The sequence below is a fragment of the Sporomusa sp. 246TCP1 genome, from assembly GCF_057319775.1.
The window spans coordinates 3,382,756-3,396,813 of the sequence record NZ_CM170492.1 but is presented as its reverse complement, the minus strand read 5'-3'; the positions used below and the strand labels follow the sequence as shown (position 1 = coordinate 3,396,813).

Annotated in this window: 11 protein-coding genes and 1 riboswitch; of the genes, 10 read left to right on the top strand and 1 reads right to left on the bottom strand. The window is 41.1% G+C overall.

Going from position 1 to position 14,058, the window contains the following annotated elements; translation table 11 throughout:
- Window positions 1–134 precede the first annotated feature (134 nt).
- Both AC1ECB_RS16115 and AC1ECB_RS16110 read left to right on the top strand, forming a co-directional pair.
- Window positions 135–1,553 carry a sensor domain-containing diguanylate cyclase gene (locus AC1ECB_RS16115; protein ID WP_485664726.1) on the top strand — a complete coding sequence of 473 codons (1,419 nt, stop codon included), beginning with the start codon at window positions 135–137 and terminating at the stop codon, window positions 1,551–1,553.
- A 170-nt stretch (window positions 1,554–1,723) separates the two neighbouring features.
- Window positions 1,724–2,197, top strand: a complete 474-nt coding sequence (locus tag AC1ECB_RS16110; protein ID WP_485664725.1) for a hypothetical protein — start codon at window positions 1,724–1,726, stop codon at window positions 2,195–2,197.
- Window positions 2,198–2,299: 102 nt separating this feature from the next.
- Here AC1ECB_RS16110 and AC1ECB_RS16105 read toward each other — a convergent pair whose 3' ends face one another.
- Complete coding sequence (locus AC1ECB_RS16105) at window positions 2,300–2,647, bottom strand: DUF4870 domain-containing protein (protein WP_485664724.1); 348 nt, start codon at window positions 2,645–2,647, stop codon at window positions 2,300–2,302.
- Between the two features lie 493 nt (window positions 2,648–3,140).
- Here AC1ECB_RS16105 and glpA point away from each other — a divergent pair, with 493 nt between their 5' ends.
- The 8 genes from glpA (at window position 3,141) to AC1ECB_RS16065 (ending at window position 14,042) form a co-directional block, all read left to right on the top strand.
- Window positions 3,141–4,772, top strand: a complete 1,632-nt coding sequence (gene glpA / locus AC1ECB_RS16100) for an anaerobic glycerol-3-phosphate dehydrogenase subunit GlpA (protein ID WP_485664723.1) — start codon at window positions 3,141–3,143, stop codon at window positions 4,770–4,772.
- Window positions 4,773–4,882: 110 nt separating this feature from the next.
- On the top strand, window positions 4,883–6,211 hold the full coding sequence (locus AC1ECB_RS16095; protein WP_485664722.1) for a RuBisCO large subunit C-terminal-like domain-containing protein: 1,329 nt from the start codon (window positions 4,883–4,885) through the stop codon (window positions 6,209–6,211).
- Between the two features lie 219 nt (window positions 6,212–6,430).
- Window positions 6,431–7,933 (top strand): glycerol kinase GlpK, encoded by a 1,503-nt coding sequence (gene glpK, locus AC1ECB_RS16090; protein ID WP_485664721.1) that lies wholly within the window; start codon window positions 6,431–6,433, stop codon window positions 7,931–7,933.
- A gap of 21 nt (window positions 7,934–7,954) precedes the next feature.
- Window positions 7,955–8,704 carry an MIP/aquaporin family protein gene (locus tag AC1ECB_RS16085; RefSeq protein WP_485664720.1) on the top strand — a complete coding sequence of 250 codons (750 nt, stop codon included), beginning with the start codon at window positions 7,955–7,957 and terminating at the stop codon, window positions 8,702–8,704.
- Between the two features lie 55 nt (window positions 8,705–8,759).
- Window positions 8,760–9,875, top strand: a complete 1,116-nt coding sequence (locus AC1ECB_RS16080; protein WP_485664719.1) for an FAD-binding protein — start codon at window positions 8,760–8,762, stop codon at window positions 9,873–9,875.
- 1 nt (window position 9,876) lies between these two features.
- The gene (locus tag AC1ECB_RS16075; protein ID WP_485664718.1) at window positions 9,877–11,067 is read left to right on the top strand and encodes an anaerobic glycerol-3-phosphate dehydrogenase subunit C; all 1,191 of its coding nucleotides are present in this window, start codon (window positions 9,877–9,879) and stop codon (window positions 11,065–11,067) included.
- A gap of 158 nt (window positions 11,068–11,225) precedes the next feature.
- On the top strand, window positions 11,226–11,840 hold the full coding sequence (locus tag AC1ECB_RS16070) for a glycerol-3-phosphate responsive antiterminator (RefSeq protein WP_485664717.1): 615 nt from the start codon (window positions 11,226–11,228) through the stop codon (window positions 11,838–11,840).
- Window positions 11,841–12,587: 747 nt separating this feature from the next.
- Window positions 12,588–12,674, top strand: a riboswitch (cyclic di-GMP riboswitch).
- Window positions 12,675–12,989: 315 nt separating this feature from the next.
- Window positions 12,990–14,042, top strand: coding sequence for an HD-GYP domain-containing protein (locus AC1ECB_RS16065; RefSeq protein ID WP_485664716.1), 1,053 nt, complete (start codon window positions 12,990–12,992; stop codon window positions 14,040–14,042).
- Window positions 14,043–14,058: the final 16 nt, after the last annotated feature.

Below are 14,058 nucleotides of genomic sequence, written 5' to 3'. Positions count from 1 at the left end.
TATGTCAAAAAATAGCAGGACTTGATTGTCCAAAACTAGAAGATAGCTGTAGATTAAAATAAAGTGTGAGTAAAATTATGCATGTGTATCAATTCAAGCTGCTGTATAGCGTATTTATGGGGAGGGGGATAAATTTGAGTATACAAATACTGAGCGATTTAATCGAAAATAATCAATCTTTTTTAGTAAAAAGAGTTTTGGACTACGCTAAATTGCATAATTACACAAAATATACCTCAACCTTAGAGGAAGCTTGGGTAGCATCAATCACAGGTTTATCTAAAGCTCTTCTTAACGCTATTGCTATAAATGCTCAAGTTCCAGAAATTGAAGTTGACCATGATTTTGCTCACAATCCAATGGCTTATTTTGGTATAGAAGAAGCCCAAAAACACCGGCAAAGAGGAGTTACCCAGGAAATGTTTCTGGGATTGATGAAATATTATCGTCAGTCATATCTTGATTTGATAATGCAATCAATTCAAGATCAGGAGCAGCGACACTTTTATATGCTATGGGTAACTCGTTTTTTTGATCATAATGAGATTTCTTTTTGTTCAGAATGGGCTGCTCAAACAAAAGAGACAATAATAGCAGAACTTCAATTAACCAATCGAAATCTAACAAACGAAAAAAACAAATACGTAACAATATTTGAAAGCATACCGAATCCAGCTATGCTTTTAGATGATGAAAATCGTTGTATTAATATGAATTATGCGGCACACCAACTTTTTCAGCAAAACCACCAATCGCCAGGCTATATATATTATTCAACCTTATCAATACAACCACAACTGAATGATCTTTTGCCTTGGTTAAACGCTGAATTTATGGATTTTTACCAAGGAGATGCATTGGAATTTTCATTAGAAAAGGATTTTGAGTTACCAAATCAAGAACAGAGAAACTATATTATAAAATTTCACCGTATGCTGGATGTAAGTGACAAATTCGAAGGAACGATAATTTTATTTAACGATATTACAGAACGTAAGAAAATCGAAGAGCAACTTTTGCACATAAGTTTTCATGATATATTAACTGGTTTGTATAATCGTAATTATATGGAGCAAGAATTAATTCGAGTGTCAACAGGTCAATATAATCCGGTCGGCTTCATCTCTATTGATGTTGACGGGCTTAAGCTGGTTAATGATAACTATGGTCATGATGCAGGAGATACTTTACTAATTACTGTAGCCCAAATTATTAAAAAATGTTTTGGCGACAATGATATAGTTGCCCGCATCGGTGGTGATGAATTTGCAGTATTAATTCCGTTGAGTGATGCGATCGTTGTTCAGAAAGGATGTCGGGAAATATATGAAAGGGTAGCTGAGCATAACTTGGTTAACTTAACAATTCCGGTCAGTATTTCAATTGGATGGTCAGTTGGAAATCCTAGCGATAGTGGCAATTTAAATGAAATTATTAAAGCTGCAGATAGAATGATGTATGTTGAAAAGCAAGGTAACCGTTTGAAATATATTACTCTTTTTAGAGAACGGTCAAAAGAATATGGTCAAAATTTATTTAAGCCGGTACTATAAATTTATTAGGCATCTCTAGCTGTTAACTGGACACGGTTACTTAATTTCACATAAACTCTGTAATTTTTCGGTGACTTCGATAGCAATTCGAGCTTGGTTCCAGGTAAACTATGTGAGGAGGAGAATGATTATATATTTTATCAGCATTTTAGAAAGGTGATGTCATGACTGTGAAAAAATTTATGTTAATTCTTACGACCGTATTTTTATTTAACTTCGGATGGGCAAATGCTTTAGCGAACGCGCCGGTGGCTGAGCCGCAACGGTTTGTAGATGTGGGTAAGGATGCATTGGGTCAATTTGACACAGAAACACTCAGATATGAGAAAGACTGTTATCGAGATGAATTGTTACTTAGTGTCTGGATTAAAACTACTGAATTAGATAGGAGCGATTACTATCTAAATCACTATTTATTTCGCCTTAAAGACCGGGAATTAATGCTTTTGGATCAAATTCATCTTAATTCAGCGGGGACAATAATACGTCAAATATCCAATACTTATGATATGAGTTTATGGACCCAGATTGTACCTGAAACTGAAACTGAAAAATGGTATACCTCTATTTTAAAATACGCTCATGACAACGACAAAAAATTGAAAACAGAATATAAAAACAGAGAGAGAACCAGAAATGGGTAAAAATAAGAAGAGCAGGCCAGTAGTTAACTGGTCTGCTCTTCTTCCCATTCAGTAATCAGCCAAATTACCATATCATTGAAGTGCAAAAACATCCGTGATTTCTTATACTTTAGTTACAAGTCTTTGAATAAACGGATATTCATAAAGTTCGCCGTCGACAGCTCTTACCGCGGCTATTATGGAGGTTATGATCAGCAGCAGCCAAAGGATGCCCATGACCGGAAGCAACAGCAGCCCAATCAGCAGGAAACATAACATGCCGATAATTATTGAAGCAGCCAAAATCGCTAAATGAGCTACTAAGGCCTGCTTAGCATGTTCATACACGAAGGAGTCATCTTTTTTGATTAAAAATATAACCAACGGGGCAATGATAAAGCCTAGTCCTCCTAATAGATAAGCCAAGTGCGCCAAGATGGCCAACAGTTTTTGTTCTCCAGTAATATTCATGCCAGATATCTCCTTTTTACAGACTTGGATTAAGTTGATTTTAGTTCAACCCTAAATGGATTAATTATATAATATAACAGTTAGTTGCTTTCCGTACAGTATATTTTTTGGCAGCTCTTTTTGCATATGTTGACCTTTCAGTTAAGATTGTTTTGTAGTAAATACTACAGGGAATAGTTCTTAGACGTGACTGGCGCACAAGATCCCATTTTTGGAAAGCGGTAGTAGTCCAGGATTCTCATTTATTGTAGTATCCTAAAAAAGAATATTTAGAAAATTATGTCTTGCAATAATTGAAAAGATATTTTATAATTAAATTCATAAACCATACAATTTAATAAATTAAAGGTAGATTTGGGTTATAATAGATTCCTTAGTGGATTTGACCCCAATGTACTCGGGATCAAGAGGATATGTAAGATCCCTATATAGGCGTAAGGATAATTCCTTACGTTTATATAGGGATCTTATTTTTTTAGGAGGGAAGACAGAAGTGGAGAGAACCCAGGTGGTAGTGATTGGCGGGGGATGTACTGGTACCGGTATTTTGCGTGACTTGGCTTTACGCGGTATTCCTGCCGTTCTGTTTGAAAAACAGGATTTGGCCTATGGTACTACTGGTAGATGCCATGGATTGCTGCATAGTGGAGCGCGGTACTCGGTCAAAGATATAGAGGCGGCAAAAGAGTGTATTCTGGAAAATACCATCCTTAAAAAGATAGCCGCTACTTGTATTGAAGATACCGGCGGCATGTTTGTTCACTTGCAGGAAGATGATGCCGAATATGTTAAGCAATTTGTCAACGGTTGTAAAAAAGCCGGAATCGAAACTGAAGAATTGTCACCTCAGCAAGTGTTAGAGCGGGAACCTAACGTTACCACCAAAATAACCCGGGCCTACACCGTTCCTGACGCCTATATTGATGTTTTCCAACTTACCACAGCGAATGCTCAAGCTGCCGTACGTTCGGGTGCAACCGTTAAAACGTATACCCAGGTGACTAACGTTGAGGTTAAAAACCGCAAAGTACAAGGAGTACATTTCATAGATAACCTGACAGGTGAAGAAGACTACGTGGCTTGTGATGTTGTAGTTAATGCCGCAGGTCCGTGGGGAGCTCTAGTGGCGGCACAGTTGGGAATAGAGGTGAATCTTGTTTGTAATCGGGGTAGTCTGGTTATTTTTAATCAACGGATTACTCACGGTGTAGTAAACAGGCTTAAAGTGCCAGGAGACTGTGATCTTATCGTACCAGGCGGACCGGTTTCTATATTGGGAACCACGTCTATAAATGTTTTGCATCCAGAGAATTTGACTATTAATCCAGGCGAAATTGATCACATGCTGGGATTGGCGGCAGTGACTTTCCCGGGACTAAGTCAGGCAAGAATCATTAGAGCCTTTTCCGGTGTGCGTCCTTTGTATAGTCCTAAAGCAGCTGCTGTGGGCGGTGGTAGGGAAATTAGCCGTAACTACGTGTTGTTGGATCATGAGCGCGAAGATAAAATAGCGGGATTTGTCTCTATTCTTGGTGGAAAATTAACCACTTACCGGCTGATGGCTGAGGTAACTACCGATTTGGTTTGCCGTAAGCTGGGCGTGGATAAGGAATGTACTACCGCTAAGCTGCCTTTGAGAGCGGCGGCGAAAAACAGCAGCTTACTAGTAGGACAAAAGCTTCTTTCTTTACCAGCACTGGAAAAAGTCAAACATCGTCTGGGAAGTGACTTGTCCTTGTTACTGGAACGAATAAAAAAAGACCCGGTTCAAGCAGAAATTTTATGTGAATGTGAGTTTGTAACCAGAGCAGAGCTGGAATTGGCTTTAGAAGGTGTTATTACAATACCTGCCCGCACGATCAGCGATCTGGCTCGCCGTACGCGGCTTGGATTGGGAACGTGCCAGGGGAATTTTTGTGGTTATAAAGCTATGCTAACAGCGTATGAAAAGGGAATTTGGCAGGGAGAACAGGCCAAAGCAGAATTGAAGAAGTTTCTCAAGGATCGCTGGAAGGGACAGGAAGTGGTGGCGCAAGGCAAACAAACTCAACAATTGTTTCTAAGCCACCACTTATATGACGAAGCACTGAGTTGTGCCCATTTAGGGGAAGACACGGCAAGATAGCCTTGCGCTTTTAACTATAAAAATACTTTTGGGAGGTGATGAGGGAATTAGTTCGATAAAAAAGAGTTGTATATTGACGAACTTAATTTAAAGAAGGAGTTGTTGACAAAATGAAAGATTTATACAATCCCAGTTTGTTTCCTCTAAATGAAGGTATTGACAGCAATGATTATGTAGTAGCAACCTATTTAGTAGGGGGATCTGCCCAGGCTGATTTAGTAGCTAAATCGGCTGCTTTGGCCATTGAACAGTCTTCCGGATCATGGTTTGCTGTTCCAGGAGAAACGGAAGCTATTAGGGCAAGAAGCGCTGCAAAAATAATTGGTATCTACAGTGTTCCCAACTATGAATTGATTGCCCAGATGCCTAAAGATCAGACGAGGTATTTTATTTTACGGTGCGCGTATCCATGGGTCAATTTCTATGATAATATTCCTTTAATGCTGTCTACAGTTATTGGCAATATATCGTCTATGCCAAATCTGAAATTAGTCGACTTGGAATTTCCAGAAAGCTTCCTAAAGCAATTTAAAGGTCCGAAATTTGGTATTTCCGGCTTGCGGAAATTATTGAATATTCCACAGCGACCTATTGTAAATAACATGATTAAACCTTGCACCGGCATTACTCCTCAGGAAGGAGCCGAACTTTTCTACAATGCAGCTGTTGGTGGCACCGATTGGATTAAGGATGACGAACTGATTGCCGGTAGTCCTGCTTTTTCGCCATTGGAAGAACGGGTCAAGGCGTATATGGCGGCTGCGAAACGTGCAGATAAGGAAAAAGGCGAAATGACTTTGTTTACCGTAAATGTTACCGATGAGGTAGTTCGTCTCCGTGACAATGCTTACCGGGCAATTGAGGCCGGTGCAAATGCTATCATGGTAAATGTGTTTGGCGTAGGCTACTCAGGACTGCGTATGCTGGCAGAAGATAAGAACATTAATGTTCCTATTTGTGTCCACACATGCTATGGAGGAGCTCAGACCGTATCTCCTTATCAGGGAATGAGCACCGAGGTAGCCCAAAAACTTATCCGGATTTGCGGTGGCGATATGTCACTCAATGTTGCTCCATCTGCTAAGTTTAACGCTCTTAAGGAAAAATTCGTTCGTACATGGCATGTCGGCTACTCCAAAATGTATCATATCAAACAAACCTTTACCCATGTCGGTGGTGGTGTAACACCTGGAATGGTACCCTATTTGATGGATAACCTCGGCAATGACATTATTATTGGGGTTGGCGCTGGTATTCACGGACATCCTATGGGGCCGAAAGCCGGATCAATTGCATTCCGTCAAGCCATTGATGCTGTGATGAAAGGCATTGATATTACTGAAGCGGCCAAGAAGCAGCCTGAATTGGCTGCAGCTATCAAGACCTGGGGTATCTATGGTGTAGACGACTACAATAAGCTTTATGATATTGAAGCATAAAGCCACTAAGCTTTGTATTTAGGGAAAATGGGGAAAAAAGATTTTAAATAGCATGTATCCACTAGCTGATTGCCATGTATGCTTTGCTTTATAAGTGGTAGCATACATGGCGCTAGTCGGATTAGCGTAACGAAGCATCAACTGGACTTTCAGGCGTCGCTTGATGCATGTTAGCTTATTGCCTACGAATTTCTCGATAATTGAACGGGGGGAATGAGTATGGAAAAACAGTATGTTATGGCACTTGATGAAGGTACTACCGGCGTGAGGGCGATCATTTTTGACAAAAGTGGGTGTATTATTGGTGATTGTTCCCGGGAATTTACTCAAATCTTTCCTACCCCGGGTTGGGTCGAACATAATGCGGTGGAAATACTCGAGGCTCAGATCGAAGTAGCTCGTAAGGCCATTAATAAAGCAAAAATATCTCCTGAAGAAATACGCGCAATTGGTGTAACAAATCAAAGAGAAACATCGGTTATCTGGGATAAAACCACAGGAAAACCCATTTATAACGCTATTTGCTGGCAGTCACGCCAAACAGCAGAGATTGTCGAAAAGTGGGTTGAAGACGGATTAACGGAAGAGATCAGAGAAAAAACCGGTCTAGTCATTGACGCTTATTTCTCGGCGTCCAAAATTCCCTGGATTTTGGACAGAATACCTGGGGCACGACAGCGAGCCGAGCAGGGAGAGCTTTTGTTTGGAACCATTGACACTTGGCTGATCTGGAATCTTACAGGCGGTAAAAGCCATAAGACTGATTATTCCAATGCCTCCCGAACCATGCTCTACAATATTATGAGGATGGAGTGGGATGAGGAACTTTGCCGGAAGATGGACATACCGATGGCTCTTCTTCCCGAAGTTATTGATTCAAACGGTGATTATGGGGTAGCTGGCGCATCGTTTTTTGGAGCTGAGATACCGATTAGAGGGGATGCTGGCGACCAACAAGCCGCTCTTTTTGGTCAGGCTTGTTTCAAACCCGGTATGGCTAAGAATACTTTTGGTACAGCTGGTGTGTATGTCATGAATACCGGCAATACGCCGATATTTAAAGATGGTTTGACCACTACTATTGCCTGGGGAATTGACGGAAAAGTCAGTTATGCTTTGGAGGGAGTTATCTTTATTTCCGGTGCGACCATTCAATGGTTGCGTGATGAGGCTAAAATTATTTATACGGCGGCAGATACGGAATGGTATGGCTTTATGGTACCTGATACCGGCGGTGTTTATTTGGTTCCGGCTTTTGTTGGCTTATGTGCTCCCTATTGGGATATGTATGCACGCGGAATGATAATCGGCATTACCAGGGGTACTACCAGAAACCATTTGATTCGTGCAGGTCTTGAGGCATTAGCCTATCAGACGAAAGATATTATTAATGCTGTAATAAAAGACGGTACCATCGAAGTGTCTGAATTGAGAGTAGATGGGGGAGCTGTTAAGAATAGCTTGCTCTGTCAGTTCCAGGCTGATATTTTGGGAATTCCGGTTATCAGACCCAAAATTACTGAAATGACGGCATTGGGAGCAGCCTATTTAGCTGGTTTGGGCAGTGGACTGTGGCAAAGCACCGATGAAATTGCCTCTCAATGGGGCATTGATCAAACCTTTAAGCCTGAAATGTCGGCTGAATACCGTGACAATCTCTATCATGGATGGCAGGAAGCCGTACAACTTTGTATGGGCTGGGCCAAAAAAGTTAAAGTTTGATTGGCTGGGGGGTATTTGTTTATGACAAATTTGTTTGGCGAATTTTTCGGCACCTTAGTTTTACTTAGTTTTGGTTGCGGCGCATGTGCCAATTTGACATTGGCACGTTCAAAGGCAGTTGGCGGCGGTGGTGGCGGTGCCTGGATCGCGGTCACGGCGGGGTGGTCTTTTGGTGTGCTGTTGGGTGTATTTAGTGCCATTGCTACCGGTGCACCTCAAGCGGACTTGAATCCGGCCGTTACCTTGGCCAAAATGATGGTAGGTGTCTATGCTCCTGGACATGCGGTGATGACTATGTTGGCCCAAGTGGCCGGAGGGTTTGCCGGTGGTTGCATAACTTGGTTGATGTTTCTTCCACATTGGGAAGTTACCGAAGACAAAGCCAGCAAACTGAGTATATTTTGCACTGCCCCGGCTATCCGCAATACAACGGCTAATCTGATTTGTGAAGTGCTGGCCACTACCTTTTTGATACTCCTGATCTTTGTAATTTTTTCTCAAGAAGTCAGCGGTGGCGGTGCCAAATTTGTTGCTGGTTTTGGGCCATATATGGTTGCTATTCTGATTTGGGGTTTGGGGCTTAGTTTTGGTGGTCCTACCGGGTATGCTCTCAACCCGGCTCGTGACCTTGGACCGCGTATTGCTCATGCAATTTTACCTATCGCTGGCAAAGGTGGTTCCGACTGGGGGTATTCTTGGATTCCTGTTGTAGGTCCGTTTATCGGTGGTGCGCTATCATTTGTAATTGGCAAGGGAATGGGGATTTTATAGTGGGTGTTTACCGATGGTGGATGGATTGAAACCTTGTTGGGCTAGGTGATAAATAATGGATAATACCCGAAAGCACGTTTTAGTTATTGGCGGCGGCTTGGCCGGAATCACTGCCGCGTCAGCAGCGGCAAAAAACGGCGCCCAGGTAACAATGGTAACCAGCGGGCCGGGCACCTTTGCTCTGGGCGGAGGAACGGTAAGTATTCAGGGGATGAGCAGTGAACAGCCTTATCTGGAAGAAGCTATAGATTTCTTTAGTGCCATGACAGCGGCAGCCGGCTGCGAATATAAAGGGGCTTTTTACGAGCGTACGTTAATTCCGAATATAATGGGGGGCTTTCAAGAGGTAGTGCTAGCCCCCTCCTCTGTCTGGGCTGGCAGGCCGGTCAACGGCAGCAAAGTAATAATAACGGGGATTCATGGTTTAAGCGGCTTTAGTGCGCATTTAACAGCTGAATTGCTTTCTGCATCTGTCAAAAAGTTAGGTATGCAAGTAAAATACAGCGCAGCTACTATCGAAATACCCTGGATGCAAAATCATTCCTTTACTAGCCTGGATGTAGCAAACTATCTGGAAGACAAACAGAATCAGAAGCAACTGGCAGAGCTTGTTCAACCATTGGTCGGGGATAATGATTTGCTGTTATTACCAGCCATTTTCGGATCAAAAATGAAGGAAAAGGAATTCGCTGAGTTCATAAAACAGGTAGGATGTTCTGTGGGTGAGCTTGTTACAGTACCGCCATCAATGGTAGGGTTGAGGGTTTTCCAATGTTTACAGAGATATTTAACACAAGCTGGTGTAGATAGTAACCCAGGTTATCCAGTGCAAGCCCTGCAGTTGGAGGACGGACTTTGTACAGCGGTAATCCTGGATACTCCTGGCAGGAAACGTGTAATTAAAGCCCAGAGCATTATTGTGGCTACAGGTAGAATCAATAAAAATAGTATTGCTATTACTAGAGCAGGTAAAGATAACGAAACATTGCTGCAGGAGGATGCCAGGGTTAACGAACAGCTGCAATTAGTAAATAAAAACAACCTTCCTGTTGCAGCGAATGTATATGGTGCCGGCAATATTCTAGAGACTTATGAGTGTAAAAATGGTAATGCATTGGCGATAGTGACAGGTTACCGGGCAGGACTGCTGGCAGCGGGGGTGACAAGGTAGTATGGAGAAAGAAAAGCTAACTATTGATTATTGTTTAAAATGTTCCTACTGCAATACCGTATGTCCCGTGCTAAAGGTATGTCCTGATTATCCGGGACCTAAAAAGTTGGGCTCTGATATTGAACGTTTCCGGCGTGAAGGCCTGGATTGCAGCTTAGATTGGGTGGATTATTGTCTGGGGTGTGGACAATGCGACTTGATATGCCCTAATCAGGTTAATGTGTCTGAGTACATTGCCGAAGCCAAGGCGCAGCAAAAAAAGACAGGCGTGAAAAAAATTCGCGACTACTTCCTTGCCCGTCCCGCATTACTGGGTAAAATGAGTACAATTGTGACTTCGGTAAGTAATTGTGCTCTCAAAGCGGCCGGTCCATTTATGCCGCTGGGAGGTATTACTGCTAAACGGAATTTGCCGGCCTATACGGCAAAACCACTGCTTGGTACAGACCGAAGCAGCCGGCAGAAAGGGGAAAAGGAGCAAATACTTCTATTTCCTGGTTGTTTCATTAAGTATAATGATTCTGATGTAGGAGCAGCTGCGGTAAAAGTTTTGGAAAAGGCTGGTTACGCTGTGGAAATTGCGCAAACAGGCTGTTGTGGTCTTCCTGCCGCTAGCGACAAAGCGGCGGCATTAGCCGATGCCCGCAACAACATTTTGGCGATGAAGGATGCTGTTATGAAGGGCTGGAAGATTGTTACTGCTTGTACGAGCTGTGGTTATACACTTAAATCCCGGTATGCTGGCCTTTTTAGCGAGGATGAGCAGCTGGCTAAATTGGCGCAGCTGGTAGCAGCCAGTACGTACGATTTGGGTGAACTTTTAGTAGCTTTGCAAGACAGACTGGAACAAAGACAAACCACTGTTTTTCGAAAGTTAGCTTATCATGCGCCTTGTCATCTTAAAGCCCAAGGTATTGGAAAACCATGGGTAAAATTATTAAAAAGCAATCCCTGTCTGGAGATTATTGATGTGGATAATGGGTGCTGCGGAATGTCGGGTACTTACGGCTTTAAAAAAGAAAAGTATGATATTTCGATGAAAATAGGTCAGGCTTTGTTTGATGGCATCAATGAATATAAACCGGATATGGTTATTACTGAGTGTGCAACCTGCCGTTTGCAGATTCAGCATGGCACTAAGTATAAGGCTTTACATCCAGTAGAGGTATTTGCTCAAATTTTTTGCAACTAAGCTGAAACATAGCCAAATCAGGCGGAGAGTTTACTCCGCCTGATTTGGCGCTATGTGTGGATATAATAATTTTTTTCTTAATTATTAAAAGGATTATTAGTTATTATCCGGAATTAAGACATAGTAAGTGATTGAAAATTGCGAAAGGAAGAGATGATATGCTTCCTCAAGATAAAATTATGGCTGCACTACAAGTGTGCCCGATTGTTGCTTCACTGCAAAAACCGGAGATGCTTCCTACTGTAATCAATAGTAATGTTCAAATAGTAATGATTTCATCAGGCGATATTTTCAATATTGTTGAAATAAGTCAGCAATTGCGTAAACATAAGAAAATAGTATTGGTTCATGTTGATATGATTGGCGGCATGGCAAGAGATAAGGTTGCCATCAAGTATCTAAAAGAGAAAGCCGACGTAGATGGCATTGTTACTCCTAACGGTCAACTAGTAGCGACAGGTCATAAAGAAGGTCTTGTGACAGCTCAACGTATTTTTGCTCATGATACGCCATCGGTAATCAGTGGAATCAATGCTTTGCGTCAGTCTAAACCAGATTTTATAGAAATTATGCCAGGGGTAGCGGTGTTGAAGGTATATGAACAAATCAGAAAGCATTTTCAGCAACCAATAATTGCTGCCGGTTTAATCAAAAGCACTCAGGATATTAAACAAATACTCAAGGCAGGTGCTGTAGGTGCTGATACAAGTACTACAAGTTTATGGAACTTTTCGGTTGCAAATTTGACAGCAAAACCCCTTTTGACAATATAGAAGCCAAGCAATTACGTGGTTTGTTTGGGAAAAGGCTATCCGACAATTAAGCTTTTTCTTCAACGTAAGCTTGGTGATAGGTAAGAAGTAACGCAACTATATGAGAGCCTTCGGGCTCTCATTCTTTCAAAATATTGGTCGCTGGGCTGCGATGGTATGAAAGCAACTGATGTAGAAATCCTTAACTATTATTTACAAAACTGAGATAAAAGAGAGGCAGACATTACGAGGAAGCAATATAATAGCAATGGTGTGTCGATGGACCTGTCCCCGTGACACTCATGTCCCCGTGACACTCGCGACCGTTATGTTTGAAAGTGTCTTTTTTTGTCATATAATGATTTTGACAGCTTCCTTCCTTGCTGGAGATAGTTTTTTATCGCAGTATACTTCGTAATAGTAAATAATTACCATACTATTCTAATACAGAGAGCAATTATTCGATTAGATAAATTATTTTATCTAATCGAATAATTGACATTTACTGGCATTTGTGATAAGTTTATGTTACATACATTATTATTTTGTAGAAAAACAAAAAAAGCACTGTTTGAGGGCTAAAATGTGCTTTTATGGCAATTATTGAGGTGCTGAGGATTAGAAAATATGTGTTATGTAAAGTAATGCTAGACAAAATGGGACTAATATCCTAGAAACAGAGATTTTAGTCCTAATTAGTACGTTGACTATTAGTTTATCTTGGTGTAAAATTACAACTGAAATTCCGTTAATATACATAATCATACAAAATTTTCTAGGCAAACTTATCGAAAGATGAGGACGCAAAGCTATGGGTCTAAGGACAGATTGGTCTAGGACTGCCAGGTTGCCGATTCGTAAAGAATTGTACATGTTGGCATCAGTCTGTTTATAGATTGGTGCCATTTATTTTCCAAAAATGATTACAAGGAGGACTGCATGAATATAGTAATGGAAAATCTATATATCATTTTAATAGGATTGGTTGCATTTTGTCTGATATTGTCATATTTTTATTCAAAGGCTTATCCCCCAAAAAGTATATTCCAAAATGCAACAGACTATGTCGAAATACGAACTTGGAGGAAGAGACAGAGACCAGCTAACTTTGATCTTAAATAATTATCGATGCTGACTGTTAATAGTCATGTATTACCAGGGGGTCTGCGCATGAATTTAATTTTTACAAAAGATTTAGTTCCTGGCATGTGCACAGGTAGGGATGTGATAGCTGGGGATGGGTTTATAAAATTATTGACCCAGGGAGCTGTTCTCAATCAATCGCAAATAGACAGCCTTCGAAATTGGGGGGTGCCAGCTATTAATATTGATGATTCCACTGAGAAAATGCAGGAGAAAGTAATTGCTGTTCATATGACTAAGACTGAGTTTGCAAAGGGTTATACTGAAACAATTGATAAAATTGTTCATGCATTTAGACATATTAAAAAATTTAGAGAGGTTCCAATTGCCGAAATGCAGGAACTCGTCGATCAAAAAATTATCCTTTTGGCAGAAACAATTGGAGTTTTGGAGCATTTGCATGATATACGATGTTATAGTGAGAATACCTTTAATCACTCCTTACATGTTGCTATAATTACCGGAATTTTGGGTAAGTGGTGCAACTACAAAGGTACTGAGTTGAAAAAACTAATTTTAACCGGCCTGCTCCATGATATTGGCAAACTGATTGTTCCTTTGTCCATACTAAATAAACCAGGACGTTTATCTGATGAAGAATTTGCCGCCGTTAAGAAGCATCCTCAGGATGGCTATCAAGTGCTTAAAGATGCTCGAATTCCTGAGAATATTAAACTCGGAATTTGGCAGCACCATGAACGGATGGATGGTAGCGGATATCCCCTTGGTCTTATCGGCGATGAAATTTGTGCTGAGGCCAAAATTATTTCTATTGCTGATGTCTATGATGCGATAACATCCGATCGGGTATACCGTCGTAAAATGACGCCGTTTGAGGCGCTTGATATATTGGCAGATGACTTGTTTGAAAAGCTTGAACCTGTTTTCTGCTTGACCTTCATGGATAATATGCGGGATTATCTTATAGGGAGCAGTGTGATTTTAAGCAATGGACAAAAAGCAGATATTATTGCCTTTTATGCCAGAGACAGAGGTTTTACCAAGCCAGTTGTCTGTACACAAAATGGCAAACTTTTGGATCTGCAACAAGAAGAATTATGCATTACAGGGGTTGGGTGATAAATAGTATTAATGG